A 26,253-nucleotide genomic window follows, 5' to 3' on the forward strand; every position below is an offset into this window, starting at 1 on the left:
TGCGATGGACCGTTGTCGCTGGTGGCAGCCCCGACGCCGCTTACTGCTCGGGACGAAGCCAGCGCTTGTCCCACTCACGCGGAGGAACCATGGCATCGTAGATCTGCTGGGCTTCCTCTTTCGCCAGACCCATTCCGCCCGACGCCGTCATGCCGCCATCAACGTGGAGATTCTGACCGGTAATGTTCGACGCTTCATCCGAAGCGAGGAACAGCGCCGCGCTAGCCACGTCCTCGGGATAGGAAATGCGCCCGAGTAGCATATGGGCATCGACCAGAAGGCTTCTTTCGGGGCTCCCCTCTTCGCCAAAGAAGGCAACGGCATTGGGCGTGGCCACCGGCCCGGGCGAGACGATGTTGACCCTTATGCCGTGCTTGCCGAGCACGTTGGCCAGCACGACACCCAAGCGGATTACGGCGCCCTTGCCGACCGCATAGGAGAATAGGTGGCCGGTATTGCCCAGGAAGCCGGTACCGAGACTTCCCGACTGGGAGCCGGCCAGCACCATGGAACCGCCACCACGCGCCACCATGAACGGCACCGCATGCTTGCTGACGAGGAACGCCATCGTCGCCGTGCGGGTCAGTGTATAGTCGAAATCCTCGACGCTCACCGACGCCAGTTCGCCGACGCGCAGGTCCATCGCGAAATGGGCAAGCACGTCGATACCGCCGTAGGTCGTCTCCGCGAACTTCATCAGCCGGTTGACGGCCGCTTCATCCATCAGGTCGGTCGCTACGTGGACCATCTCGCCGCCTGCGGCGGTGACGAGACGCGCGGTTTCTCGCACCTTGTCTTCAGCGAGGTCGGTGCCGACTATCCTGGCTCCCTCTTCGGCGAAGCGCAGCGCTGTCGCTCGCGCGATCCCGTCGCCGCCGGTGATGATCGCCACTTTTCCTTCGAGGCGTCCTGCCATGGCTCGTCTCCTCAGCAGATATCAGGCGGGGTTCGCCGACGAGGGAAAATGGGTGGCAATGTAGGGGGCCGGGTCGAGCCCGTCCGACGCCAGCTCGACGAGCAGGTCGCGATAGCCCGGGTGCGCGCAGATCAGGAATTCGTCTTTTTCTAGCTCGGATAGGAAGTATCGCGCCACGTCTTCGACGCTAGCTGCGATATCGAGAATATTCTCGATACCCGGCAGGCCGCTGCTCCGCAGGTTGTCGATAGCGCCGGGCGTGGCCGTGAGGCTCGGGCAGAAGGAGACCGACCTGAGACCCGAACCCTCGAGCGCCACGGCCAGCGCCTGCGAGAAACCCAGCACGGCGTGCTTGATCGACTTGTACCGCATGAGCACCGCGGCGGTTGGATCCGGGAGCAGCGCGACGGTCGACGCTGTCAGCGCGACAGTGCCAGTGCCCCGGGCCCGCATTCCGGGCAGGACATGCGCGAGGATGCGGATGTAGCCGAAGAAATTTACCTCGAAACTGCGCTTCCAGCCCGCGATATCCATGTCGTCGAGGCCAGAGAACGAGCTGAGATAATCGATCACGGTCACCAAGAGCAGGTCGGGCGCGCCCATCTCGCGTTCGCACCACTGCGCCATCGCCGCCACCGCTTCGTCATCACCTATGTCGACGGGACAGGTCCGCACGGTCTTGCCGGCGGCCCGGATACGACCGCTGACTTCCTCCATCGCGGCGGCGGAGAGATCGGCGATTGCGACCTCTGCGCCCTGCATGGCGGCCTCATAGGCGATGCCGGCGCCGATCCCGGCGCCACCGCCGACGATCAAAACTTTCTTGCCGTTGATGTTCATGCGGAGGATCCTCTCTGCAACTTTTAAAAATCGGACGGGTCCGGCGCGCTCGACTGGCGAGCGCGCCGGATTTCTTCAGAATTTGTATCCGATGGTCAGGCCATAGGTGCGCGGATCTTCGAGGTAGCCGGTCAGGGGGAAGCCCACGACGCTGGAGCTGACGTTCAGGTTGGCAACTACGGTCTTGTCCGTCAGGTTCTTGACGAACAGCGAGCCGGTCCAATGTTCGTCATTGGATAGCCAATTGAGGAACAGGTTCACCCGTGCATTCGGCCCCTGTCCGACATAATCGAGGTTGAACGGGGTGAAATATACCCTGTCCTTCCAGGCCACTTCACCACGTAGCGTGAACTCGCCCAGCCTCGAGGGCACCCGGTATTGCGCGCCGACGAACACGGCGAACTCCGGTGATTGCGAAAGCCGCTTGCCCTTCAGATTGAACGCCGGAATGCCGTTATCCAGCGTGGTCCCATCGCCGAACGGCCGCGCGGGGTCGGCGCTGATGTAGCTGTCGAACCGGGCGTGCAGCCAGGCCGCGTTTCCGTCGATCTGGAACTGCGGGCTGATCCGCGCCTCGAACTCAGCCTCGAGACCGTAGATCGTCGCGGTGGCTGCGTTCTCAAGTTGGAGCGTCGCGCTCGTGGTGCCGACGACCTTGCCAACCTGAAGGTCCTTGTAGTCGTAATAGAAGCCGGCAAGGTTCAGCCGAAGACGACGGTCGAACAGCTGCGACTTGATCCCGGCCTCGAACGCGCTCACCTTCTCAGGATCGACCGGGGGCGTGCCGGCACCAAGACTGTAGGTCCCGGATTTGAACCCCTTGGACCAGGACGCATATAGCAGGACATCGGGTGTCATCTGGTAGTCAACGGCGACACGCGGCGTGAAGGACTTGAACCGCTTGCTTCTATCGAGCGTCGCCTGTGGCGTTGCGAAGCTGCCTTCGTAGGGCGTGAATATGTCGAACGCCAAGTCGTCGTGGTCGGTCTTCTTCTCGGAACTGTACCGCGCACCGAGCGTGATCCGCAGATCGTCGACCACCTCGTACGTGGCTTGGCCGAAAGCCGCGAGAGCGTCGGTCTTGAGGCTGCCGCCGGCAAGGAAACCGGTCGTCAATATGTCAGGTCCGAAAAACAGGGTGCGCGCCGGATTCAGAGGGTCGGCCGTAATGCCCTTATTGTTTTCGTGGAAATAGAAGAGGCCGAGAAGCCAGGACAGCCTGTCCGCCTTTCCGGAAAGTTGAAGCTCTTCGCTGAACTGCTTCGAATCCTCGGTTCGAAATTGTTTGACGAGCGGAAGATTGGTGCCGTCGAGGTCGGTCAAACCAAAGTTCGAGGTCGATCGATATGCCGTTAGGGAGCTGATCTCGATCCCGTCGCTCAAAGCATAAGTGATCTTGCCCTGCACGCCCCAGAATTTGAGGACGTTCTGAGGGTCGTCCTCGGCACTTACGTCGCGAAGATCGGTGGGCAGGATACCGCCCTGCGCCTCGCCATAGCGTATGATCGGTACGCCCGGAGCCGAAAAACCGGCGCCGCCCGGCGAGTGGAACGCACCAGCCCGATCCCGCTCGCGGAAGTAGTCCGCTTTCAGATCGACGGTCAGGCGCTCGCTCGGCGTGAATAGCACCGTGCCGCGGATCGCGCGGGAATTGAGATCATCGACGTCATTGCCGGTTATGACGTTCTTACCGAAGCCGTCGCGGTTCTGCGTCTGAAAGGCGACACGCACCGCAAGGACGTCCCGAACGATCGCGCCACTCACGGCGCCTTCGACGGTTATCCGCGAATAGTTGCCGGCGGTCAGGTTGAAATATCCCGACAGGTCCTGGGTGGGCTTGCGCGTCGTGATATTGATCGAACCGCCCGTTGCGTTTCGGCCATAGAGCGTGCCCTGCGGCCCACGCAAAACCTCGACCTGCTGCACGTCGTAAAAGCTGGCCAGCGCGGTAATGGGCCGCGACAGGAAGACGCCGTCGGAGTGGAACGCGATGCTGCCCTCTGCCGCTGCCGACTGGTTCTCCAAGCCGATGCCGCGCAGAGAAACTTTCGCTGCGCCGATGTTCACGCCAAGGTTCAGGTTAGGGATGCTCGAGACCATACCCTGCACGTCGCGAATCCCGCGGCGCTCCAGATCAGCTCCTGTTACGGCGGTGACCGCCAGGGGAATTTTCTGTAGCGATTCCGAGCGCTTCTGCGCCGTTACGACGATTTCGCCGACGGCCGTGCCGTCTGCGCCCTGTTCCATGGCCGCGGTGGCATCGTGGTTCGGTGCGGCGGTGCTCGCCTGCGCATGGGCAGGCGAGGACAGCGCGATGACTATGGCGGCGATGGATGCAGTTGATGCCTTCATTCGATCCTCCCTCATTTTGTGTCGAGCAAGAGACCGAGGGTAGAGCGTGCGGCAGGACCTCCGCTGGCGCGGATCGACATGTCATGCTGCTTTGTTCAGGCGCTTCCTGCAGCGCCGCGCTCACCGACCTCGTCCTCTGCCTATGCGATGCGGAACATCGTCAGACCTCCGGCAGCGCGGCAGCGTTGCCGAGTGCGTCCTGAAATCCCGCTCGCACCCCATCCGCGTTCGCTTCAGCCTGCGACTCCGCGTCGGAGTAACCGGAGGACTACGCCTATCAACTTATGGTGTCAACACATTCATATGTATTTTTAGACATATGATCCGTCTGCTGGACGCGTACGCTCGACACCGCGCATGGCTCGTTCCAGTCCTTCGTTGCACCAAGCGATTCTGGCGTCCCGAATTGCCAGCGCGCCTTCGTATAGCGAGCGGATACCGACCAGTCGCTCTTCGCTGGGCTGATGGTCCCAGGGAGCGTTCCACACCCCAAGCCAGCGCTCCTCGAGTTGCCGCCGTTCCTCAATGCACTGCTCGCGGTACATCGCCAGCGCCTGCTCGACCCGTTCCCGTCCGATCAGATCCAGATTATAGGCGATCAGCCTGACCTCATCGTCCGATAGCATATCGCGCGGCTGCACCAGCCAATCGGTCAGCCGCTCGATACCCGCTTGCGAGATCACGTAGTTCTTCTTGTTCGGACGGCCATTCTGCACGATCCAACTGCCGACGATGTCACCCTGCTCCTCGAGCAGAGACAGCGCCGGATAGATCTGGCTGTGCTTGACGGCCCACATCAACGAAACCGGCTCGGCGAGGATTACGCTGATCTGGTACCCGGAAAGCGAGTTTCCATCGGCAAGCACCGATAGCAGCAGCATTTCCAACGCGCCCGAAGTCCGCCGCCCAGCCATGAATTACCCCGTCTCTGTTGTGACCGCCGCCATAACTTTGCTTAAGGAATATGTCCAACTCGACATGGCTAAATTTATAGCGGTGATGCCGTAGCGGTCAGTCTGCAGCACCCAGCCGACCGTTAGCCGGCCGGTGGTCAGCGCGCTGAATCCGCCGCCGGGAGTATAGCGACCGCTCGCACCCACCCGGCCGATGCGCGCTCGATCTTCACCGGGAAGCAGGCCACCGTGAACCCACGAGGGGGCAAGGACTCGAGGTTGTGGAGCTTCTCCATCTGGAAATAGGGACGAACCCTTCCCGCCTTGTGGCCTTCCCAGATGAGGGAGACGTCCGCCGTCCGGGCATAGCGTTCCGCGGTGAAGCTGAACGGCGCATCCCATGACCATGCGTCCGTCCCGACAACCTTTACGCCGCGCTCGGTCAGATACAGCGTCGCCTCGCGACCCATGCCGCAACCGCTGTTGACATAGTTGTCGCCCCCATAGGCCGCGCCGGCCGACGTGTTGACCAGAATGATGTCGAATGGCTGCAAATCATGGCCGACGCGTTCCAACTCGTTAGCCACGTCTTCGGCTGAGGCCACGTAGCCGTCGGCGAAATGCCGGAAGTCGAGCTTCACACCCGGGCGCAGGAAGAGGTCCAGCGGCGCTTCGTCGATGGTAGGAGCGGCAGAGCGTCCCTCGTCGGTCGTCGAGTGATAGTGCCAGGGCGCATCCATATGGCTCCCGCTATGCGTGCTCAGCGTCAGGCGTTCGGTGGCCCACCCTTCGCGATCGGGCAGGTCGTCAATCTTGAGGCCGGGAAAGAAGGGAAGCATCTGCTCGGCCCCCTCGGCGTGAGCGGAATATTCGATCGTCGGTTTGATGATCGGTGGATCCGTCACCACAGTGTTGCTGATCGGCATCGAGATATCGATGAATTGCGCCCTGATCATAGCAACTGCACCTTCCTATCGCGGCCGTAAGCATTGGCCTTTTAACGGGTCACGAATTTCTGCCCGATAGCGGTCTCTAGAATGTCACGGCCGCTTCCAGCATCCGGGATGAGCAACCAGGACGCCTTCGACCTCCACGGTGCTGATGTTTTTGCCGCTCGAGATGAAGATGTCCTTGGATCGGCCGCGGATTTTGACTCAGCCGCTTCTGGAATCATACTCGGACTCAAAGAACGAGGCGTTCCGGGATGTGAGGCGCGTTGATGGTTGTGGTTTGCCGACCGATCCCTTCGATTTCCAGAGTCACCACATCGCCGTGCCGCAGCATGCGTCCCAGTTCCAGGCCGCACCCGTTTCCAACGGTTCCGGATCCCAGGACTTCCCCTGGATAGAGCGTTTCGCTTCGGCTGACATATGCGATAAGTTCGGCGAATGACCAATGCATCGTCGCGCTGCTGCCTTCGCTCCACAGCTCGTCGTTGACCCAGGCGCGCATCGTCAAGGCATCAGGATCGAGTTCGTCAGCGGTGACGATGACCGGTCCTAGGACATTGGCCCCGTCGAAATCCTTACCCTTAGCCGGCCCCAGCGGGCCCTGCATTTCCTTAAATTGGGCGTCGCGCGCCGTAAGGTCATTCAGGATCGTGTAGCCGAAGATGTGAGAGTGCGCGTTCTCGACCGAGATGTCGCGGCCGCCGCGACCGATCACGCACGCGAGTTCCAGTTCGTAGTCGGCCACGAAAGAGTAGCTAGGCCAGTCTACCGTGTTGCCCGGCCCGGATACCGCGAAGCGATTGCATTTGTAGTAGATCGGCTGCTGGTACCAGACGGGAGGGACGGGCGGGGCGGACGTGGGCGCCGGAGGCCCTTCGCCCAGCCGATCGCGCAGCTTGGCGCCGTTCCATACAGCCCCTTGCATGTGCACCTCGAAGACAAGGAAGTCGCGCATCTGGGCTGGCACCGGCAGCGGCGCGAGCCAACGCACTTCGTGCGGATCAAGGCCGGCTTGACAGGTCGACACCACGTCGCGCGCCTTGGCCAAGCTTTCCGGTCCCGATTCGATGAGCGCTTGCATAGAAGCGAATGCCGGATCTCTCTTTGCGCTGAGGTCGACGATGCGTCCGTCAATCCCCAGCGCGCCCAGCCTGGGCCCCGAACCATGTTCAAACGTCAGAAGCTTCATGCTTATATCCTGATTGGCAGTAAGGGTGGGCAAGCGATAGCGTCTGCGGTGCAGGGCGACGCGGCTGGCCGATTAACCGGCGGTGCGGCAACGGTTTCTACTGTCCCCACGAGATTGCGGCCGGCAGCGGCGTTTCTGCCCATATGCGCGCCGCCTCCTCGGCGAAGGCGCGGTATGTGCGCGGCTCGTGGCCGATCAGCGCGCTGACCCGATCTATGTCTTCCCGCGTCGCTATGGCGCCTTCGCGCTGCCACACTTCATACATCTTGCACAGGTCGTAGGCCCAGTGTTCCGGAAGTCCGGTGGACTGGAGATAGTCCTGCACGCGGCGCATGTCCGCATGTCCGCTATATTGCACAGACTTCCCCAAAACCTCGGACCACAGCGCCGCCGAAGCAGCGCCATTGAATACTTCCGGCCCGCTAACGACATAGCGCTGCCCCGTACTGCCGTTCTCGAAGCTTGCGATCGCAGCATCGGCGATGTCCCGGCAATCGACCCGCGACAGACCGACATCACCAACCGGCGAGCCATAGACCCCGCGTCGCTCGATGTTCTCCCGCTGTCGTTCATCGTTCTGGAAGAAATAGTTCGGGCGCAGGATGGTATAGGCAAGGCCTGTCCTGGCGAGCGCGACCTCTGCCGGCCACATGCCACCGCAGTGGCCGACGCCAACGAGGTTGTCGTCCACATTGATTGCGGTCATCATGACGAGATTGCGCGGCCGTGTTTCCGAGGCGACGGAGACCGCATTCAGCCCCTTGAACGACAGCGTGTCCTGCGGCGGGAACATCAGGAACACGCCGTCCGCGGCACGCATTTCGTTCTGCAGGACCGATATGCAGTCGAGATCCCCGATCACCGCAGTCTGCCCCTTTGGCATCGCGCCCGCGGCCGCTTCGTTTCGTGTTAGAACGCGGACGTCCGCCCCCTTGGCCGCCAACCCTTCGGCGACGAGCGATCCGACATGTCCGCGGCCGCCAACGACAAAGATCCGCATATCCACTCCTCTGCATAGCGGGTCCTGGCGGCCCGCTCCGGGCGAACCAGGCGACCCATCAAGCTGTCTCGGCTCAGCTATGGTCAAAAATGAGCTGCTCCCGGGCGAGCAGGAAGAAACTCCCGGCATGGTCGATCAAGCCTGCAGTTGCCGCCGTGAATTCGTCGACATAGGCGCGAAAGTGGCCTGGGCCGGTCTCTTCGCGGTCGTACCAGATCGTCGAATAGCCGTGGCACAGTTGCGGTGCAGCCATCGCGCTGTCGATCGTGGTACTTTCGGTCGACTTGGTTTCCGGCGGAGCAGCCGGTTCCTGCGGCACCGGTTCGGACCACAGCACCCGTCGGACCTCGCCGGCGGTTCCGCTGCGCCGTAGCGCCTCGTCGTGCGCCGCTTGCCAGACCTGCCGAAAGTTCTGCGCGTCGACTTCGTCCTGCTTGCGCAGGAACTGGAAGATTTTCAGCCTGCCACCGCCGGCATTCTGGACCGGGATTTCGATCTCGTTGGCGATCATCACCACGGCCGTCGTTGCGTCCGCGTAGTTCGCCCCGTCATTCAGTGACCGCCGTGTCTCGGGGTCGGTGCGCAGCGAGACGAGCCCAGCCATGTCGTCGAAATAGAGTTCGGTGACGTTGTCGCGGCCGACCGTGACATCGCAATTGGTGTCGCCGACCCGGCCGAAGGCCCCATCGAAGATATCGTGCTGAAGATACCGTCTGATCGCGACGGGATTGGCGCGGACCATGACCCCATGCTTATCCACGTTGTAGGTCAGGAATTCGGCGTGGGTCATGCCCGGCCGCCTTCGGGACAGGATCATCATCTTGATCATAGACAGTTCCTTGGACTGATCGGAGCGGGCCTCGGCTGCGTCATTCACCGGCCCGGGCCGGCGCAGGTTCGTCCACCACCACTGTCGGGGTCACCAGCAAGGATGCGGCGAAAGCTTCCGTGTCGTAAGCCTCGTTGGTCCCCTGAATGAGGCGCTCCGCCAGCTCCGGCATTTCCCAGGAGCGGCCCCGATCGAGGAACAGCGTGATGCCTGCTACGGCGCGCGGACCAGGTCTGCCGAAGATGTTCCGGATGAAGTCGCCCGGCTCCTCGAACTCGGTCACCAACCGGCAGATTTCGACGCCGGCGGGCCGGAGCGCATCCGAACTGAGCACCTCGCCGAGTTGCTTGCGGTAACCCGCCGCGTGACGGCTGGTGTCGTCCGGGACAAGAACGAACCAGATAACCTTTGTGAGATCTGTCTCGGGCGTGTTTGACGACAGGAGCGTTTCCTCGTCGCCCGCGACGCTCACCGCCTGTGTGAGGTCCGCATAGACCAGCGTATCGGGCCAAGCCACCTTCGCCATATGCGGTGCCTTGAAGCTCCGTTCGAACGAGCCTCGGTCCTCCGTCAGGAACTCGGTCAGCCCGTCCGGCTGCGTCAGCGGCGAGTGCGCGTCCTTGTGGTAGAATACGGCATCTTCGACGACATTCTGGTCGTATCGATAGATTTCGGCGGGATCTTGGGCGACGATCGGCCCGTGAACATCGTTGTAGTAAGCCCGCATGGCCGCCTTGCTCAGGCCAGTTCGACGCCAGGTCGCTCCCATGAATTTCATCGCTTGCCTCCAAGCATACCTCTCGCAGCGGATGGGCTCAAATGAACGCAGGTGGCGCGGCTGCAGCCGTCCGATCTGGTCGCTTTGCACCATTCCGTCTGCCCTCTGACCGGCCGTTACTTTTCCGTACGATTCCGCCGTCAGTAGGCGCACTAAAGCCTAACCGATATGATATGTCAATTAAAACATATATAGAAAATTACATAAAGTTCCGAGATGCTGCGCCGGTGACCGAATCACACGTGTAGGAGAGTGTCGGAGGGGGTCTTTAATATTTAGCGGCTGCCAAATCCGTATCATCACAAGTAGGCGGTCTGGATACCTGGCGCGCTGGAGAGCGGCGAGTGCCATCGCAGCTCGTCGGCGCGGACTGAACGACTGCCTCTCGGTCGGTGCCCTAAGTGGAATTGCATTGCCGTCGCTCTCAAGCCCGCAGCTGACCGGCTCGGTCGAGCGGACGCACTTTGTCAGACGATTGATCGAAGGAATCGTCAGCGCCGGCGCCGATCTGTGGAGCAAAAGTCTTTCGGCAGCTACGCGCCCTAATATCGGTCGTTCGACGCATCCCCGCTTGAGCCCAGAAGCTGCCGTCTGATCACGCATCACTTCGACGATCCTCACTTGCCCGCGGACCCGAATTTTAGGATGGATAGCCATGGATTTCATGAAGTGGCTCAACTCGCTCGACGAGCTGCTCTACGAGGTCATCAGCTGGCTTGTTTTCTATCCGCTGACCTTAGGCCGCACGCTGCTTTCTCCTATCGCGGCGATGAACTACGCTGATAGCCAACTCGATTTGCCGCAGGAAGATCAATACAAGGCCGCGCTCAGTCCACCGCTCTTCCTTGCCCTGACGCTTTTGATTGCGCACCTCGCCGCGACCGCTGCGGGAGAAGCTGACCGGCTTATTGCCGATCGTCGCGGGCTGGCGAACATGATCAACGATGACAGCAGTGCGCTCGTGTTCCGCCTACTCGTTTTCTCGGTGTTCCCGCTTTTGATGTCATTGCACTACGTTTGGCGCCGGCGCGTGCCGCTTGATCGCGAGACGCTGCAGCTTCCCTTCTACGCACAGTGCTATCCTGCGGCGATCTTCGCGCTGGGCCTTAGCGTCGGTACGATCCTTGTAGGCTTGAAGGGTGATGCGAACGCCTTGGCCGGCGCCGCTATCATGCTGCTAGCGATTTTCTACTACCTGCTTGTGGAAGCGCGATGGTTTGCCATCCAATTCGGGACCAGCCTGCTCCGCGGCGGAGTTACAGCTCTTGTCGTCATCATTGAGGGTCTGGTCATTCTGTTCGGCGCCGGTCTGTTGCTCGAAACTTGAAAGACGCGCACTGTCCGTGCGGGCATAAGGGAGATAAGCGATGCGCTATCGAATGGCGATCCTAATAGGTCTTGCGGTCCCGGCCGCCACTGGACCCGCGATCGCTCAGGATCGGGGTGGCGATGGCCCGATCAACCTCATTTGCACCGGCCGCGGCGAAGCGATGAAGGGCAGCTATAGCAGCACGCTCGAATGGGATCGCTACGACCACAAATATCGGCCCAAAAGCGGTTACGAGACATCGATGCGCGGCTTCGAATCTGCAGTGACCTTACAAGTCGACGGCCAGGACGGCCGCATCCGCCTTCCCGAAAAGCTGATCCCCCCACTTAACTCTGGCGGCGATCATCAACATTGGTGGCAATTGACGGACGTCATCGTCGGTCAGAACGAGATTCGTGCCAGCTACAGGCTTAATGGCCTCAATAAGCCCAAACTGCGCATCGACCGCCAGACCGGCGAGATCAGCATCAAGGGCACCGGCCAGGATTTCTCCGGTATCTGCGAAAAAGTGGATGCGGGACAAAGGCGATTCTAAGTCTCCCGTAAATGGTGTTGCGAACCGCCCGCCGATCGAGTTCGGCCGCGAGGGCCAGCCACACCGCTTCGCGAACGACGCCGGTGTCGACGGCACAGCGCTTGGCGGGCCCAATCTCATGACGCGGCGGGCAGCTATTCGGGACTGATAGAGCGGCTCCGGGCACCTGTGTCAGGGTCGGTCCCGATTCCGTCGGCGCGCAGCGCGCTTCTGTTCGGCGGCTCCGATGCCCGATGGCGGCGCTCGATCGTGCGCCGCTTGGTGCGGTTCGTATCGACGATGCCGCGGGCGAGATCGTCAAACTGACGAGCGAAAGCGATATCTATCTGTTCAGTATCGCGCCGGTGCGAGGGTGAGAGCGGCCTAACAGCAACGCCCGCCGTTTCGTCCGCCATAGCGTGCAGCCTCCCGGTGGCGGAAAAAGCTTCGCTCGTCCATTACTTCGGCGTCGGGGTGGTGGGTCGCCATATGCTCGCAATAGACGCGATAGGAACTCTGCCCGACCATCAGCCTGGCGGCGTCCGCCAGGCCGGTCCACAGACGGTGCAGCCGTGTCATGCCGCGGCCACGGTTGCGGGCAATTCCTGCGCGGTCGGGCGATCGGTGCGCAAGGCCGAGAGGCAAGCGCGTGCCCCGTAAAAGACGATCGTCACCACCACGAGCATGAAGATCGCAGTGAGGGCGGCATCGACCCTGTCGTTGAAGAGGATCGCGCGCATTTCGCCCATCGACTTGGCGGGGGCCAGCAACTCTCCACGCTCGATCGCCGCCTCGAACTTGGCGGCATGGGCGAGGAAGCCGAGCTTGGGATCGCTGCTGAACAGCTTGAGCGTGCCAGCCGTCAGCGTGCATAGGAGAAGCCAGGCGGCTGGGACCATCGTCACCCAGGCATAGCGCTCGCGCTTCATCCGGAACAACACCACCGTCGCGAGCGTCAGCGCGATCGCCGCCAGCATCTGGTTGGAGATACCGAACAGCGGCCACAGCGTGTTTACGCCTCCGAGCGGATCGGTCACCCCCTGATAAAGGAAGAACCCCCAGGCCGACACACAAAGCAGCGTGCCGACGAGTGACGGCAGGAAGCTGGTGGCATTGCGGAACGACGGAACTGCAAGTCCGATGATGTCCTGAAGCATGAAACGGCACGCGCGCGTCCCGGCATCCACCGCCGTCAAGATGAACAACGCCTCAAACAGGATCGCGAAATGGTACCAGAAAGCCATCATCGCCTTGCCGCCAACGACCTTGCTGAAGATATGCGCCATGCCCACTGCCAGCGTCGGCGCGCCACCAGCGCGCGATATGATCGTGGTTTCGCCGACGTCCGCGGCTAGAGACGAGATCGCGCCCGGTGTGATAGCGAACCCCATGCCGGTGACGGCTTCGGCGGCGCTGGCCGCGGTCGTACCGACCACCGCAGCGGGGCTGTTCATCGTGAAATAAATACCGGGGTCGATGACCGACGCACCGATCAGCGCCATGATGGCGACCATGCTCTCGGCCAGCATCGCGCCATAGCCGATAAGGGGCGCGTGACCTTCGCTGGCGATCAGCTTCGGCGTGGTCCCGCTAGCGATCAGCGCATGAAAGCCGGACACGGCACCGCAAGCGATGGTGATGAATAGAAAGGGAAACAGTGGTCCCGACCACACGGGCCCGCCCCCGTTAGCGAAAGGCGTGATCGATGGCATCCGCATCGGCGGTGCAACGATCAATATCCCGATCGCCAACGCCAGAACCGCCCCGATCTTGAGGAATGTGGAAAGATAGTCTCGCGGCGCGAGCAGCAACCATACGGGCAGCAAAGACGCGACCGCACCATAAGCGATCAATATCCAGCACAGCTGGACCGGTGTGAAGGTGAATAGCGGTGCCAGTGAGACGGACGTCGCGACCTCGCGGCCATATATGATCGCCAGCAGGAGGCCGACGAAGCCCAGCAGGGAGACCTCACCGATCCTGCCGGGCCGCAGCCAGCGGCTATAGCCCCCCATCAATAAGGCGAGCGGTATGGTTGCCGCGACGGTGAACATGCCCCACGGGCTCTCCGCGAGTGCCTTCACCACGATGAGGGCGAGCACGGCAAGAATTATGACCATGATCAGAAAGGCGCCGAATAGCGCTATCACGCCTGCTGCATTGCCCATTTCGAGCCGAATCAATTCGCCAAGCGAGCGGCCCTCGCGCCGCATCGAGATGAACAGGATCATAAAGTCCTGAACGGCACCTGCCAGGATCACGCCAGCCAGCAGCCACAGCATTCCCGGAAGATATCCCATCTGCGCGGCCAGGACTGGACCGACGAGCGGCCCGGCACCCGCGATCGCGGCGAAGTGATGACCGAACAGAACGCGCCTATCGGTCGCCACGAAGTCCAGCCCGTCCGCGCGCGTGACGGCGGGGGTTGGACGTGCCGAGTCCACCTTCAATACCCTGGCCGCGATGAAGCGGGCGTAGAAACGGTAGGCGATCGCGTAGACGCAGGCTGCCGCGATCACGATCCAGACAGCATTCACGGTTTCGCCGCGGGCCATCGCCACGACCGACAGCGCCACCGCGCCCAGCAGCGCGATCACCCCCCAGCCGATGAGCTTCAGCTTACCCGGCATCTTTTCCTCTCCCAAGCGATGGCCGTGGACGCAACGTCACCTCTTGCCAACAAAGGCCTCACACTGGACTTCGACCGCCGGACCGCGGAGCGATGAGACCCCGATCGCCATGCGCACCGGATAACGGTTCGGTTTGAAATATTTCTTGTAAACCTCGTTGAAGGCCGCCCAGTCGTCCATGTTGATCAGCGCGACATGGCACTGATAAACGTCGTCCATCGTGGCGCCAGCAAGCTTCAACTGTGCCGCAATCTTATCCATCGTGTTGGCCGCCTGCACGGAAAAGTCGGCCGGCAAGCTTCCATCTGCCGCATAGCCCACGGCGCCGGAGACATAGACGAAATCGCCAACGCGGACGGCCGGCGAGAAAGGCTTAGTCGATCCAGGCTGCGGGAAATACTGGACCGACGGTTCGGATGCTCCTGCATGTGATGCTGCCATTGCAAGCAGCGCCAACGCGGCGATTCGATGGTGATTTCGCATTGTCGATCCTCCAGTAAGAGCAGACGGTGCTGGCCCGTTGATGTCATGGCGCGGCAGGCGTGAGGCCTAGCGCGTCGGCCTAGTTTGGTCGTGCGTCCTTTCGAGCGAACAGGACTATTGCACTATCGCCAATTCCAAATATATGTCTATACATTATTTTTTTAAGGCGCGCACCAGCACTCTGTACTCGGCGCCTGATTGGCCAACTGAGGAGACGAGGCAATGAGCATCTACTTCGAGACGGTGATCGCCTGATGGAACGGCGCACTTTTCTCGGCCTCGCCGCAAGCGCGGGGCTTGCGAGCTTTCTGCCTGGGTGTGCAGTCAGCGGCATCAGGAGCGCAAGCGCCAGCAGCGGCGGCAGACTCCGCATCGGAGTGGTCGGCGGCGGCATATTGGGCGCATCCATCGCGATGTATTGCGCGCGTGCCGGGGCTGATGTCACGCTCATGGAGAAAACCAGGCCTGCCGCCGGGGCGACGTCCAAATCGCTGGCGTGGATCAACCCCTTCATCAACGACAAGCATTATATGGGCCTGCGGCTGGAGAGCATCAAGCGCTGGCGGTCGCTCGACAAACCCCTGGGCATCAAGGGCGTCTGGGGCGGACATGTCGGATTCACCGACAAAGCCGCAGACAAGGGGCGCTTCGACATACAGTCGCGTTATCTAGGAGAATTCGGTTTTCCGACGAAAATGCTCGACCGTGCCGAGCTAAAGCGCATCTCGCCGGACATCGATCCGGGCAATCTTATGGAAGCCTATTTCTCCGAAGTCGGAGGGCATGTCGACCCTGTCCACGCGACCGCCTGCTATCTCGCCGCCGCGACAAGTGCGGGCGCCCGCATCGTCTATCCCTGCGAGATCACCGCTATCGAACCTGGAGCGGGCGACTCTGGGGTGAAGGTGGCAACATCGCGCGGACCCATGCAATTCGACAGGCTCATCGTCGTCGCCGGCGTCGATTCGCCTGCCTTGCTGGCGCCACTGGGCTATAAGCTACCCCTGCAATATAGTCCCGGCGCACTGGTTCACTCCAAGCCGATCCCGATCCTAACCCGCGCGGTTTATGACGGCCCATCACCTCTGGAATGGAAGCAGGCCGCTAACGGTTCGATCGTGGGCCTCGAAGTGTCGACGCCACCCCGCATCCCGGTGCACCAGGAGGGCATCCTCAAATATCCCATGGAGTTTCCGCCCGGGATCGATGTCATGCATGGCACGCGCATCCTGTCCAAATTCGCCGCTTATCAGCCGGCCGTGGCCAAGGCCGAGTTCGGCCATATGACGCTTGGGTTCCGGCCGATGCCAACGGACGGCATGCCGATTGTCGGTCCGGTTCCGGGCGTGCCCAACGTATCGCTTTGTGTAACCCACAGCGGAGTAACGCTCGCTCCGGTGCTCGGTGAGTTTATGGCCAATGAGGTGCTCTACGGGAGGGAAGAACCGCTGCTGGCGCCTTATCGCCCCAATAGATCCCTACCGGCGCCTAAGCCGGCCTGATCCGATCGTGGCCGTCGCCGAGCTGTAGCTGAAGACAGCTGCGCTTCGGCGATGGTCGTCTGTGGGATGGGGTCTATAGTTCCATTTTCGACCGAACGTCACCCAGCGTATCTCTCCACATCGCGCCGCAAAGATGTTCGGCCTCGATCGCGCGCCGCTCCACGACATGCGGTGTCGGCGGCACCAGGGAAAGATAGCGGCTACGCTTCGTCGACAGGCCAGGCCAGGCGGGAACGCCCGTCGCATTCGGATCCCCGCGTTCGGCGAACCGGGCCCAATATGTGATCATCGCATCGGACAGGCGGGTCTGCACTCGCGACAGCGGCTTCGCTTCCCCAACCGCGCCCGTATAGCCTTTGAACAGATATTGCATTTCAAGCGTATGGGACGCGCCATAGGCGAAGGACGCCGCGGGAAAAGGAAAGGGCGCATGGGGATCGTTGAACTCATAGCCCCAGACCTTCACATATTTGGACAGCGCCTCGTTCAGTCCGAGCATCGGACATAGGAACAGCCCATCGGTAACGGCGCGCGCGGAGGCCGCGCCCGCCGACCCGCCGAACGCGGCGACCGGATAATGTGGAACCACCTTCGCCGCATAGTCGCCGAACGTTCCCGCCAGATGCTTCTCGAGCTCGGCCTCGGCCAGAGGCCGGCCGGCCGCGCGTTCGCTGAGGCCTTCCACCCATGTCCACTCATCATGATTGGCGCCGTTGATGATCGGCACCCGGTTGAAATCGCCGGAGAGGATCTTACGGGTCACGGTCTGATCGAGGATGGTGCCATCGACCACCACGCCGAAAGCATAGCTGGGCAGCTTGCGAACCACATCGGCGAGTTGTTCGGCCTTAAGCGACCGCAGACAGGACGCGGCAGCGCCCTCGCCGCAGCCCGTCATAACCCCCACGGTACGGCCGACCTCCTCCGCCTTGGCGATCGGCAATCCGTCGTAGAAAGGTGCGAAGGAGCCGAACCATAGCGCACCGCTTTGGACGATTGCCTTGTGGAAAAGCCCGGAGGAGCGCGGTGATGCGATGTGATTGAAGACATTTGCGCCACCGGAAGACTGGCCAATCAGCGTGACGTTGTTCGGATCGCCACCGAATGCGGCAATATTTTCGCGCACCCAGGCGAGGGCGAACTGCTGGTCCATCAGTCCATAGTTGCCGAACGCGCCGCCTTTGTCGTCAAGCGCAGGATGAGCAAGAAATCCCAGGATATTAAGCCTGTAGTTCAGGGAGACGAAAACCACATCGCCCTTCTCCACCAACGGGGTCGGATCATAGTCGTTGGATCGGCCTTGCCGAAGACCTCCGCCGTGGATCCAGACCATCACGGGGCGTCTTTCCTGCCGAGAGGAAAGTGCGTGAGGCGTGAAGACGTTCAGATAAAGGCAGTCCTCGTTGACGATCGGTTTCGAAAAGCCTGCGGGCGCGACCTGCAGGCACCAATCGCGGAACCGCGTAGCGTCGCGCGGTTCGCTCCAGCGCTCGGGGGGCGCAGGGGGTTTCCAACGCCGCTCCCCTGTAGGCGGGGCGGCATAGGGAATGCCAAGAAACTGATCGACATTCTGCCGGCGCAATCCGACGACCGTCCCGTCCGAAATCTTTACGGTCGGCGCGCGCTCTTCGACCGTCAGCCGGTGGGGATCGCGATGGGCGGTCGTGCAGCTCACGAGCGACAGGCAGGCCGCGGCAAGAAAAATTGCTCTCGATAAGAGCCCGGAGAGCGTTACGGTGCGCATCGATCAAATCACCCGCGGAACATTAGCTGTACATCGCTGCTCGATACCATCTTTCCGGCGATCCGTCAGAATAGGTGCCGCCACACCTTCGGGCGCGGCGGCACAACTTTTCTTAGAGGGTGAGCCGGACACCTGCTCGAAATGTCCGCCCCAACACGTCGTACAGCGCGGGGTTGATGCTGAGCGGGGCCGCACCGACGAAGGTGCCGAGCGCGGCCTGCGCCGGCGCCTTGTTGGCGATGTTGTCGACGGCGAAATAGAGCTCGACAGCCGATGACAGCTTATAGCTCGCATTCACGTCGAAGTAGATCGCGCCTGGAATGTGGTTGTTGTTGATCGTCGTAGCCGTCGGTGTGGACGTCGGGCAGGCCGAGGAACATTCCAGATACTCATTGCTATAGACGCCGCTGCTGATGCCACGCGCCGTAAGAGCGAAGGCGGCGACATCATTGTCCCAGCCAGCCGTGAAGTTATACCGCCATTTGGGGGTCGAGGGAATGAGCCCCGCGGTATTCCCGTTAGCGCTGTTGGTGCCGGCATATTCGATCTTCGTGACGCCGTTGTCGAACCGGTTCTTCAGGAAGCGGGTCGCGAGAAGCCTCACGAAAATATCGCCCTTGAGACCCGAAGATATCGCGTCGAGCGACTTGCGGTAGCTCGCCTCGAAATCGATGCCGCGGGCCAGCTGCTTGGCCAGGTTGACCGGCTGGACGCGGATTTCCGAAATAAAGCCGGCAGAATTACGGACCACCGACGGGCAAAGCGCCGTGTTGCCCGCGAAGCATTGGTTGACGACGTCCTGAACAGCGATCGTGGCGATCGAGCCTTTGATCTCGATATTATAATAGTCCACCGACGCCGCGAAACCAGGCAGGAAGGTCGGACGGAAAACGGCGCCAAAGCCCAGGCTGTTCGCGACTTCCGGCTTCAGGTCCGGGTTGCCACGCGTGACAATGAACACCGTGTTTGCGACACCGCCATTGGCCGGATCGCTCGGCGTGCCCGTCGATGTGACGTTCGACGCGAAAACTTCGCCTAGATTGGGCGCGCGGATGTCGCGCGATCTCGTGAAGCGAAAGGTAATATCGTCGATCGGCGTGTAGTTGAGGCCGGCTTTCCACGTGGTGACGCGTCCCGACGTGCTGTAGTCCGCGAGACGCACAGCTCCTTCCAGATTGAGCGACTTGCCCAATGAACTGTCCTTGAGCAGCGGGACGACCGCCGACAAAAACCCTTCGGTCACGGTGTAGGAACCGATGGTCGGCTTGTAATTGGCAGCGAAATAGGAGTTGGTCGTCGCAGCGGGATCGTTGCTGCCATTGATCGACTCCTTGCGATGTTCGATGCCTGCGGCGATCGAGACATCGCCCGCCCAGGTGGAGAAGGGGTCACCCCTCAGGGTCGCCGAAGCGACACTCTCGGTCAGCTTGTTCTTGCCGTACGGCCTGCCGAGAACATAGGCGCGGGCGTTCGGGTCGACGACACCGGTGCCGAAGATGTTGTACGGGACGCAACCGTCATTAGGGTTGGTCAGGGTCGAACGGCAGACGATGGTGCCATTGCTGTTGCGAACCGCGTCGATCGCTTGCCGGTAGCGGCTCGTATTGGTGACGCTCGCTTCGAAATCGAAATGATTGACGGTGCGCTGGCCGTAGACATCCCAGGTCCAGTTGCGGTCACCGACATCGAAATCGCCGCTCGCGCCGATCACGCCACGCCATGACGACCGATCGGTCCATGCGATGATCGGTCCGAGATCCTGGTTGAGCGTGCCGAGGCTGAAGCTGCTGGTCACCGAACCGGCGATGCTGGCGGGAATGAACGCGTTGTCGGGCTGGATGGTGATGTTGCCATAGTTCCACTGATTGCCGACCGAGCCGCGCGATTTGGACTTGGTGTAGGAGGCCTGCGCGAACACCGCGATGTTGTCGGTCAGCTCATAGCTCGCCCGGCCGAACACATAACCGCGCTTCGACTTTGGCGCGAGACTGGCCGTCGTTGAAAAGTCGGCATATTCCCATTGGCCGCCCTGCATGAAATTGCCGCTGATCAGCCCGTACTGGAAAGGCAGCGGCGTTCCGCCCTCTCCGAAATAGGTGCCTCGCAGGGGTCCGGAGGTGATGATGCCGCCCGGCGTGGCGTTGTTGAAACCCACTGCGGGGCTGTTGATCAGCCTGGGCTGACCATTGCCGGGGGCATAAGCGGGATTGTTGAAAATCTTCGCGCCATTGTACCAGCCGCGACCGCCTTGCCCGACAACGCCTGCCGTATAGGCATATTCAGTGCTGAACAGGAGGTGGCCCCTGCCGTCCGCGAAGCTGGTCCCGGCGGCGAGCGACGCGTTGTAGCTCTCATTGTCGCCATAGGTGGTGATTCCGCCCTGAACATTGGCTTTGATCCCGGTATATTCCTTGTCCAGAACGAAGTTGACGACGCCGGCGATCGCGTCCGAGCCCCAGTCGGCGGATGCGCCGCCCGTCACCACGTCGACGCGCTTCACGAGATTCTGCGGAAACTGGTTGACGTCGACCCAGCCGTTGATCGTCGCCGCGCCGACGCGTTGGCCGTCGAGGAGGACCAGGGTGCGGTTGGCGCCAAGGTTGCGGAGGTTGAGCGCGTTGATGCCAACGCCGCCGGCGCTGAGAGCCTGGGTGGCCGTAGTGGGCGTGACGCTGCCCGCGAAGGCCGGCAGCTCGTTGACGACATTCGCGATGTTAGTCGGCGCCTTCGCAGCCAGCGCATCGCCACTGAGCACCGTGACAGGCACGGGGGCCTGATATCCATCACGGATCACGCGCGTCGCGGTGACGGTTATATCGGCCGTCGCGCGGTCCTCATCCGGAATGCTCCCTTCTTGCGCGAAAGCGACACCGGTGAGCGCGGTGCTGACCATCCAGAAGGCCAAGCCCGCTTTATACGTCCTGTTCGTCATATGCTTCTCCCCGTAAAATCAATGCGCCATCTGACGTGTCGCCTCCTGCGTGCCGCCATCTACGGCTCGACACCCATCTTTCCGGAGACGCGATCTCCCATGTGCGGGTGCTTTTATGTATAGACATATACATGCCACGGATTCGGCTTATGTCAATGGCGAAAACCATCGCCTTTCGCGGCGGCCTATTTCACGCTGTCGGCAGCAGGGAGGTCGGGGTCGCGAGTTGGGGTGGACGTTCATCCCTGCATCGGGCATCGAGGCGCTGCTGATCGTTCTGCGGCGACCAAGTCGGCCCTTCGCTCGGCACCAGTCGGAAATGGCGAGCGAGGAAACGGAACAGAGCGTGGCGAAAGCAGCACGGACCAAAACACAGAGCAGTTCTGATCGCGACGACCTCACCCTGCACGATCGCATCCGGCAGGATATCGAGACGAAGGTGATGTCAGGCGCCTGGTTGCCGGGTCATCGGATCCCGTATGAATACGAATTGATGGAGCAATATGAGTGCTCGCGGATGACCATCAACAAGGCGCTTGCCACGCTGGTGGAACGGGGCCTGATCGAGCGGCGCAAACGTGCGGGCTCCTTCGTTCTTGCCCCCAAATATCACCGGGCGGCGTTCGAACTGCCCGACCTGCGGGCGCAAATGATAAGCGAGGGCAAGAGGTACGATTTTGAGCTTACGGATCGGTCCGTCCGAAAGGCGAATCCGAGCGACCGGTTTCTTCTAGATGTCGACGATGGCGAGATACTGTCGCTTAAGTGCAGGCATTTCGTCGACGGCGAACCTTATTCGCTCGAAGACAGGATCATTAATCTACACCTGGTGCCTGAGGCACGGGATGTGGCGTTCGACCGCGACCCGCCTAATTCGTGGCTTTTCGGACACGTTCCCTGGAGCGACGCGCGTCACCGCATCACGACCATCAACGCAGAGCCCGACATGGCGCTTGCGCTGGGCATTCGCCCCGACGGCGCCTGCATGGTCGTTGAGCGCTGGACCTGGCGCGTGCAAGAGAAAATCACATATGTGCGTAACATCTACCCCGGCGCGCGGTTTAGCATCGAGGCCGTGTTCAGTCCTTGACGCCTTATCCCGACCTCATGTCCGTGGTGCTCGCCGGATGAAGTCGACAGCCGCATCAACATCGCTTTCGTCATTGTAGAGGTGAAAGGAGAAGCGAGCCTTTCCCGATCTCACGGTAGCAGAGAGATCGCCCGCGATCGATGCGATCGAGCCGGCGTCGATCGCGATGATCGCCGATCTGTGCAGCGGCAATCCCAGCGCGGAGCAGAAGCGGTCCACAAGCCCGAGATTGTGCGCCTCAATGCGCTCGACACCGATTTCGGCAAGTAGGTTCAATGATTTCGCTGCCGCGGCGATGGCGATGAAATTGGGAACGACATCGAACTGTCGTGCGTCGGTCGCCGCTTCGCCGCCGTGGCCATAGGGCGCGGCATGAACATCGACATTACCGATCCAGGAGCGGTGCCCGGGCCGCAATCGCTCCATCGCCTCTTCACCGAGCCCGATGAACGCCGGACCGTTCGGGGTCATCAGCCATTTGTAGCAAGCGCTGACAAACACGTCGCAGTGCGCCGGATCAAAATGCATCCAGCCGCAGGCTTGCGTTACATCCACCAGTGTCAGGGCACCGACATTGCGCGCAGCGGCTGCGATTGCGGGCAGATCCGCCACACGGCCATCCGCCGACTGAACAAGGCCGAAGGCCACCGCAGCATGATGGGGGCGCACGGCTTCGGCCAGCCGGTCAAGTGGGACGAACTCCATCCGCAACCCGCGCGGCGCCTGGTGCAGATAGGGATAGATGTTCGAGTTGTGCTCCCCTTCGGGCGCGAGAACCACGGCACTGTCGGGAAGGCTGCTCGCTAGGCCGGACAGGGTCGCCGCCACCGTATGCCCGACGCCGATGCGGTCCGGGGATACGCCTACAAAAGCGGCAAAGGCACGCCGCGCCTCATCAAGCCGATTGACGGCATCGGTCCAGTTAAGGGTCCCACCGGCCCAGGCTTCCAGAACATCGCGGGCGGCGTCCGCTGCTGCCGCCGGCGGCAGGCCCGTTAGCGCGGTATTGAGATAGCCGCGGCGGACGGGCTTTATGAGGGCCTCTTTGCTCACGTCTTTGTCCTCACCTGCGGGATGGCGCGATCGTCTGAACGAACGGAGTCACAACGGGACCCTCGTGCCGAGTCCCTTCTCGATCGCCATTCGATAGAGGCGTTCCGCCGCATATAGATCCTCGGCGGGCATACCGAGCGACTTGAACATGGTGACCTCCTCCGCATCGGTGCGCCCACGCAAGGCGCCATTCAACGTGGTACCGATCTCGCCGATCAAATGGTCGGACCCGATGGCCCCCTCGGCGAGTGCTTGCAGATACTCGCCCGCGCTCACTTCGGTCATCGCGCGATAATCCACCCATATCGACGAACACACTACCGCTGCCGTGTCTATCTCCCGATAATCGGCCGTGCTCGACCCGATGACATTGAGGTGCATTCCCGGTTCGATCATATGCCCGAAAAGGATCGGCATTTTGGCGCCGGTCGTCGTACACACGATGTCGGCGCCGCCGACTGCCTCGGCTACAGTTGTCGAGGCGAACGTCCGCACCTGGTGGCGCGCCGCGATCCGCTCGGCGAATGCAGCCGCCTTGATATTGTCGCGACCCCAGCACCGAACCTCTTCGATCGGGCGGACGGCCGCGATAGCATCGATATGGCGAGACGCCTGCTCACCATATCCAAGGACAGCGAGCACCCGGGAATCGGCACGCGAAAGCGCGCGTGTCGCCACCGCGCTCGCCGCCGCCGTCCTCGCAGCCGTGATCTCGCCTCCATGAAGCAGGGCTCTCAACGCCCCATCCTCCGCGTCGAACAACAGGACGGCGCCGCGGTGGGAATCGATCCCCCGGTCGAAATTATCGGGGAAGACGGAAATGACCTTGGCACCAAAGCATGCCGGCTCGCGGACCGCGCCGAACATCATCGACAACACACGCCCTCGGTCCCGATAGTCCGGAAGGGGAAGGATCTGCCGGACATCCTGCACGACGGTCCCGTCCGCCACGCCGCGCAGCGATTGCTCCACGACATCAATCCATTCGGAGACCGACAGCAGGCCGGAGATAGTGGCGCTGTCAACGATCAGCAGCCGGTCGTCGCTCCCTTCCTTGGGCCAGCGCCCAACGCCACCGCCAGCAAGCAAAGTCTGATCATGAGTAATAGCTGACATGTCTGGCAAAACGATCATCCCGCTAATCCGTGAAGCTATTCAACGGCATGCCCAAAACTATAAATATGTATATACATTAGGTTATGCAGATCGGGATGGCAACACCCTTAAGGGGTCACGCAGGGCGACGCGTTTGCACGTTTTCGATTTTTGTTTTGCCGGCTCTCCAGAGGTCAATTGGATCCTCGATCCGTCCCGTCCTGAGAAACAACCTGTGCGGCAGAGATTGTCCGCGCAGCGCCTCGCGCTCCAGCACGTGAAAACCTACATAACAAGGCCAAAAGCAGAGGCACGGCAAACCAAAACCGGCTTGGCCTCAATAACCCATCGCGAAATCGCTCTGCACCTGGAGCCGTTCGATATCCTGCCGCGGCGGAGCGCCGAACAGCCGCCGATATTCACGGCTGAACTGTGACGGGCTGTCATAGCCCACCGCGAATCCGGCGGCGCCCGCGCTCCGGCCTTCGGTCAACATCAGCCGCCGCGCCTCCTGAAGCCGCAACTGCTTCTGATATTCGAGCGGGGTCATCCGCGTGACCGCCTTGAAATGCTGGTGGAAGGAGGAGGTGCTCATCCCCGCCGCCGCCGCGATCTCGCCGATGCTCAGCTGCTCGTGGAAGCGGGCACGTATGCTGCGGATCGCGCGCGTCACCTGGCCCAGCCGGCTGTCGGCGGCGGCCATCTGGCGGAGCGTGTCGCCATGCGGGCCGGTGAGCAGCCGGTACAATATCTCGCGCTCGACCAGCGGCATCAGCGCGGGGATCGCGGTTGGCTGATCGAGCAGGCGGACGAGGCGGCACGCGGCGTCGACCAGATCGGGATCACCGGGATAGACGGCGAGCATACCCCCCTCGGCCGCGCCCGCGCTTTTCGGCTCGGCAAGGATCAGGTCGGCCAGCACGGCGAGATCGAGGTCGATCTTGATGCAGAGATAGGGCTTGTCCCTCGACGCCTCGAGGATGGTGCCCACGAGCGGCAGATCGACCGAGACCAGCAAATAGCTGGACGCGTCGTAGAGGACGTGATGGTCGCCGAGCGACACGCGCTTCGATCCCTGCGCGATCAGGCAAAGCGAGGCTTCATAGACCGCGGGCGTGGCGGTGGTCGGGCTATCGGCGCGGATCAGCGACAGCCGCGGCATGATCGTCGGGTGGATGCCGGGTTCGGCGATGTGGCGCGTCAGCAGCGCGGCCATGTCGGCAAGTCTGTCCATGCTCAGCGGTCTGCGCCCGCGGGGGCAAGCCTGCAAGGCCCAAGAGGCGCATCTGGAGGATCGTGCAAAGAGTTCGTCCGATCGCTCTACCGCCTGACGCTTGCTTTGCTCCATCTCCGTCCCTGCAACGCAGAAAGGATGCGACATGACACACATTATCGAAAAGACGATCCTGGTGACCGGCGCCTCCAGCGGCATCGGCGAAGCGACGGTGCGCGAACTGGCGGCGGCGGGAGCGCGGCTGTTCATCGGCGCGCGGCGGACCGACCGGCTGGAAGCGCTTGCCGCCGAGCTGGGCGACAATGTCGGCTGGGCAGCGCTGGACGTCAGCGATGCCGACAGCTTCGACGCCTTCGTGGCGGCCGCCAAGGCGCGGTTGGGGCGGGTCGACGTGCTGGTCAACAATGCCGGGGTGATGCCGCTGTCGCCGCTGGCGGCGCTGAAGCGCGACGAGTGGAAGCGGATGATCGACGTCAACATTCATGGCGTGCTGAATGGGATCGCGTCGGTCCTGCCGCACTTCGTGACACAGGGCGGCGGCCATGTCGTCAATGTAGCGTCGGTCGGCGCGCATCTCGTCGTGCCGTCGGCGGCGGTCTATTGCGGCACCAAATATGCCGTCTGGGCGATCACCGAAGGGCTGCGCATGGAACATGACACTGTCCGCGCGACGGTGATCTCTCCCGGCGTGGTCGCGACCGAACTGGGCCATGACATCACCGACAGCGCGGTGGCGCAGGGCCTGACCGAATGGCGTAAGCGCTCGCTGACCCCCGACGCGATCGCCCGCGCCATCCGCTATGCGGTCGAGCAGCCCGACGGCGTCGACGTGAACGAAGTGATCGTGCGCCCCGCCGGTGGAGCGATGTAAACACGAGACCGGGTAGGAAAGTACACAA

23 protein-coding genes are annotated in these 26,253 nt (G+C 61.9%); 6 read left to right on the plus strand and 17 right to left on the minus strand.

What is annotated here, in order from left to right:
• Window positions 1–40 precede the first annotated feature (40 nt).
• From ASE00_RS12980 to ASE00_RS13020, 9 genes are all read right to left on the minus strand, one after another.
• Window positions 41–892: an SDR family NAD(P)-dependent oxidoreductase gene (locus ASE00_RS12980; protein WP_162256453.1), complete on the minus strand. Its 852-nt coding sequence runs from the start codon at window positions 890–892 to the stop codon at window positions 41–43.
• A 45-nt stretch (window positions 893–937) separates the two neighbouring features.
• Window positions 938–1,756 (minus strand): SDR family NAD(P)-dependent oxidoreductase, encoded by an 819-nt coding sequence (locus ASE00_RS12985; RefSeq protein WP_056380861.1) that lies wholly within the window; start codon window positions 1,754–1,756, stop codon window positions 938–940.
• Window positions 1,757–1,831: 75 nt separating this feature from the next.
• Window positions 1,832–4,108 carry a TonB-dependent receptor gene (locus ASE00_RS12990; protein ID WP_235538656.1) on the minus strand — a complete coding sequence of 759 codons (2,277 nt, stop codon included), beginning with the start codon at window positions 4,106–4,108 and terminating at the stop codon, window positions 1,832–1,834.
• A 311-nt stretch (window positions 4,109–4,419) separates the two neighbouring features.
• Entirely contained in the window at window positions 4,420–4,989 is a 570-nt protein-coding gene (locus tag ASE00_RS12995; RefSeq protein ID WP_056380865.1) for a PadR family transcriptional regulator, read from the minus strand.
• Window positions 4,990–5,159: 170 nt separating this feature from the next.
• Complete coding sequence (locus tag ASE00_RS13000) at window positions 5,160–5,957, minus strand: cyclase family protein (protein ID WP_056380867.1); 798 nt, start codon at window positions 5,955–5,957, stop codon at window positions 5,160–5,162.
• 226 nt (window positions 5,958–6,183) lie between these two features.
• Complete coding sequence (locus tag ASE00_RS13005) at window positions 6,184–7,140, minus strand: fumarylacetoacetate hydrolase family protein (RefSeq protein ID WP_056380868.1); 957 nt, start codon at window positions 7,138–7,140, stop codon at window positions 6,184–6,186.
• Window positions 7,141–7,237: 97 nt separating this feature from the next.
• Window positions 7,238–8,140: an SDR family oxidoreductase gene (locus ASE00_RS13010; protein ID WP_056380871.1), complete on the minus strand. Its 903-nt coding sequence runs from the start codon at window positions 8,138–8,140 to the stop codon at window positions 7,238–7,240.
• A 73-nt stretch (window positions 8,141–8,213) separates the two neighbouring features.
• On the minus strand, window positions 8,214–8,969 hold the full coding sequence (locus ASE00_RS13015; RefSeq protein ID WP_056380872.1) for an EthD domain-containing protein: 756 nt from the start codon (window positions 8,967–8,969) through the stop codon (window positions 8,214–8,216).
• A gap of 40 nt (window positions 8,970–9,009) precedes the next feature.
• Window positions 9,010–9,840, minus strand: a complete 831-nt coding sequence (locus ASE00_RS13020; RefSeq protein WP_156405413.1) for an EthD domain-containing protein — start codon at window positions 9,838–9,840, stop codon at window positions 9,010–9,012.
• A gap of 562 nt (window positions 9,841–10,402) precedes the next feature.
• Here ASE00_RS13020 and ASE00_RS13025 point away from each other — a divergent pair.
• The 3 genes from ASE00_RS13025 to ASE00_RS24250 all read left to right on the plus strand — a co-directional run bounded on the left by ASE00_RS13025 (window position 10,403) and on the right by ASE00_RS24250 (window position 11,968).
• Window positions 10,403–11,074, plus strand: a complete 672-nt coding sequence (locus ASE00_RS13025; protein ID WP_056380877.1) for a hypothetical protein — start codon at window positions 10,403–10,405, stop codon at window positions 11,072–11,074.
• Window positions 11,075–11,114: 40 nt separating this feature from the next.
• Window positions 11,115–11,612: a hypothetical protein gene (locus tag ASE00_RS13030; RefSeq protein WP_156405414.1), complete on the plus strand. Its 498-nt coding sequence runs from the start codon at window positions 11,115–11,117 to the stop codon at window positions 11,610–11,612.
• Between the two features lie 233 nt (window positions 11,613–11,845).
• Window positions 11,846–11,968, plus strand: a complete 123-nt coding sequence (locus tag ASE00_RS24250) for a hypothetical protein (protein ID WP_268801357.1) — start codon at window positions 11,846–11,848, stop codon at window positions 11,966–11,968.
• A gap of 7 nt (window positions 11,969–11,975) precedes the next feature.
• Here the strand turns inward: ASE00_RS24250 and ASE00_RS22980 are convergent, their stop codons facing one another.
• Genes ASE00_RS22980 through ASE00_RS13040 form a run of 3 tightly spaced genes read right to left on the minus strand, consistent with a single transcriptional unit; the run spans window position 11,976 to window position 14,704 of the window.
• Complete coding sequence (locus ASE00_RS22980; protein ID WP_082594664.1) at window positions 11,976–12,170, minus strand: YbdD/YjiX family protein; 195 nt, start codon at window positions 12,168–12,170, stop codon at window positions 11,976–11,978.
• Entirely contained in the window at window positions 12,167–14,221 is a 2,055-nt protein-coding gene (locus ASE00_RS13035) for a carbon starvation CstA family protein (protein ID WP_056380883.1), read from the minus strand. Before ASE00_RS13035 ends, ASE00_RS22980 begins: the two co-directional genes overlap by 4 nt.
• Window positions 14,222–14,257: 36 nt before the next feature.
• Window positions 14,258–14,704 carry a RidA family protein gene (locus ASE00_RS13040; protein ID WP_082594665.1) on the minus strand — a complete coding sequence of 149 codons (447 nt, stop codon included), beginning with the start codon at window positions 14,702–14,704 and terminating at the stop codon, window positions 14,258–14,260.
• A 254-nt stretch (window positions 14,705–14,958) separates the two neighbouring features.
• Here ASE00_RS13040 and ASE00_RS13045 point away from each other — a divergent pair, with 254 nt between their 5' ends.
• Window positions 14,959–16,206: an NAD(P)/FAD-dependent oxidoreductase gene (locus ASE00_RS13045; protein ID WP_056380886.1), complete on the plus strand. Its 1,248-nt coding sequence runs from the start codon at window positions 14,959–14,961 to the stop codon at window positions 16,204–16,206.
• Window positions 16,207–16,279: 73 nt separating this feature from the next.
• Here the strand turns inward: ASE00_RS13045 and ASE00_RS13050 are convergent, their stop codons facing one another.
• Both ASE00_RS13050 and ASE00_RS13055 read right to left on the minus strand, forming a co-directional pair.
• Window positions 16,280–17,881 (minus strand): carboxylesterase/lipase family protein, encoded by a 1,602-nt coding sequence (locus ASE00_RS13050; RefSeq protein ID WP_056380888.1) that lies wholly within the window; start codon window positions 17,879–17,881, stop codon window positions 16,280–16,282.
• Window positions 17,882–18,062: 181 nt separating this feature from the next.
• The gene (locus ASE00_RS13055) at window positions 18,063–20,882 is read right to left on the minus strand and encodes a TonB-dependent receptor domain-containing protein (protein ID WP_082594667.1); all 2,820 of its coding nucleotides are present in this window, start codon (window positions 20,880–20,882) and stop codon (window positions 18,063–18,065) included.
• A gap of 226 nt (window positions 20,883–21,108) precedes the next feature.
• On the opposite strand from ASE00_RS13055, the gene ASE00_RS13060 reads away from it, so the two are divergent.
• Window positions 21,109–21,972 (plus strand): UTRA domain-containing protein, encoded by an 864-nt coding sequence (locus ASE00_RS13060; RefSeq protein ID WP_235538657.1) that lies wholly within the window; start codon window positions 21,109–21,111, stop codon window positions 21,970–21,972.
• A 15-nt stretch (window positions 21,973–21,987) separates the two neighbouring features.
• Here ASE00_RS13060 and ASE00_RS13065 read toward each other — a convergent pair whose 3' ends face one another.
• The 3 genes from ASE00_RS13065 to ASE00_RS13075 all read right to left on the minus strand — a co-directional run bounded on the left by ASE00_RS13065 (window position 21,988) and on the right by ASE00_RS13075 (window position 25,354).
• Window positions 21,988–23,025, minus strand: coding sequence for an aminotransferase class V-fold PLP-dependent enzyme (locus ASE00_RS13065; RefSeq protein WP_056380893.1), 1,038 nt, complete (start codon window positions 23,023–23,025; stop codon window positions 21,988–21,990).
• A gap of 48 nt (window positions 23,026–23,073) precedes the next feature.
• A complete protein-coding gene (locus ASE00_RS13070; protein WP_082594669.1) occupies window positions 23,074–24,159 on the minus strand; it encodes an ornithine cyclodeaminase family protein in 1,086 nt (361 codons plus the stop codon).
• Between the two features lie 298 nt (window positions 24,160–24,457).
• Complete coding sequence (locus tag ASE00_RS13075; protein WP_056380898.1) at window positions 24,458–25,354, minus strand: AraC family transcriptional regulator; 897 nt, start codon at window positions 25,352–25,354, stop codon at window positions 24,458–24,460.
• A 145-nt stretch (window positions 25,355–25,499) separates the two neighbouring features.
• Between ASE00_RS13075 and ASE00_RS13080 the strand changes: the two genes are divergently transcribed.
• Window positions 25,500–26,225 carry an SDR family oxidoreductase gene (locus tag ASE00_RS13080; protein WP_056380900.1) on the plus strand — a complete coding sequence of 242 codons (726 nt, stop codon included), beginning with the start codon at window positions 25,500–25,502 and terminating at the stop codon, window positions 26,223–26,225.
• The last annotated feature ends 28 nt before the right edge of the window (window positions 26,226–26,253 follow it).

The sequence above is a fragment of the Sphingomonas sp. Root710 genome (assembly GCF_001429065.1).
Lineage (GTDB): Bacteria > Pseudomonadota > Alphaproteobacteria > Sphingomonadales > Sphingomonadaceae > Rhizorhabdus.

Coding starts and splice junctions, on each gene's coding strand:
- ASE00_RS12985 (WP_056380861.1), bottom strand. CDS start 1,756: ATGAACATCAACGGCAAGAAAGTTTTGATCGTCGGCGGTGGCGCCGGG.
- ASE00_RS12990 (WP_235538656.1), bottom strand. CDS start 4,108: ATGAAGGCATCAACTGCATCCATCGCCGCCATAGTCATCGCGCTGTCC.
- ASE00_RS12995 (WP_056380865.1), bottom strand. CDS start 4,989: ATGCTGCTGCTATCGGTGCTTGCCGATGGAAACTCGCTTTCCGGGTAC.
- ASE00_RS13000 (WP_056380867.1), bottom strand. CDS start 5,957: ATGATCAGGGCGCAATTCATCGATATCTCGATGCCGATCAGCAACACT.
- ASE00_RS13005 (WP_056380868.1), bottom strand. CDS start 7,140: ATGAAGCTTCTGACGTTTGAACATGGTTCGGGGCCCAGGCTGGGCGCG.
- ASE00_RS13010 (WP_056380871.1), bottom strand. CDS start 8,140: ATGCGGATCTTTGTCGTTGGCGGCCGCGGACATGTCGGATCGCTCGTC.
- ASE00_RS13015 (WP_056380872.1), bottom strand. CDS start 8,969: ATGATCAAGATGATGATCCTGTCCCGAAGGCGGCCGGGCATGACCCAC.
- ASE00_RS13020 (WP_156405413.1), bottom strand. CDS start 9,840: ATGGTGCAAAGCGACCAGATCGGACGGCTGCAGCCGCGCCACCTGCGT.
- ASE00_RS13025 (WP_056380877.1), top strand. CDS start 10,403: ATGGATTTCATGAAGTGGCTCAACTCGCTCGACGAGCTGCTCTACGAG.
- ASE00_RS13030 (WP_156405414.1), top strand. CDS start 11,115: ATGCGCTATCGAATGGCGATCCTAATAGGTCTTGCGGTCCCGGCCGCC.
- ASE00_RS24250 (WP_268801357.1), top strand. CDS start 11,846: ATGGCGGCGCTCGATCGTGCGCCGCTTGGTGCGGTTCGTATCGACGAT.
- ASE00_RS22980 (WP_082594664.1), bottom strand. CDS start 12,170: ATGACACGGCTGCACCGTCTGTGGACCGGCCTGGCGGACGCCGCCAGG.
- ASE00_RS13035 (WP_056380883.1), bottom strand. CDS start 14,221: ATGCCGGGTAAGCTGAAGCTCATCGGCTGGGGGGTGATCGCGCTGCTG.
- ASE00_RS13040 (WP_082594665.1), bottom strand. CDS start 14,704: ATGCGAAATCACCATCGAATCGCCGCGTTGGCGCTGCTTGCAATGGCA.
- ASE00_RS13045 (WP_056380886.1), top strand. CDS start 14,959: ATGGAACGGCGCACTTTTCTCGGCCTCGCCGCAAGCGCGGGGCTTGCG.
- ASE00_RS13055 (WP_082594667.1), bottom strand. CDS start 20,882: ATGACGAACAGGACGTATAAAGCGGGCTTGGCCTTCTGGATGGTCAGC.
- ASE00_RS13070 (WP_082594669.1), bottom strand. CDS start 24,159: ATGATCGTTTTGCCAGACATGTCAGCTATTACTCATGATCAGACTTTG.
- ASE00_RS13075 (WP_056380898.1), bottom strand. CDS start 25,354: ATGGACAGACTTGCCGACATGGCCGCGCTGCTGACGCGCCACATCGCC.
- ASE00_RS13080 (WP_056380900.1), top strand. CDS start 25,500: ATGACACACATTATCGAAAAGACGATCCTGGTGACCGGCGCCTCCAGC.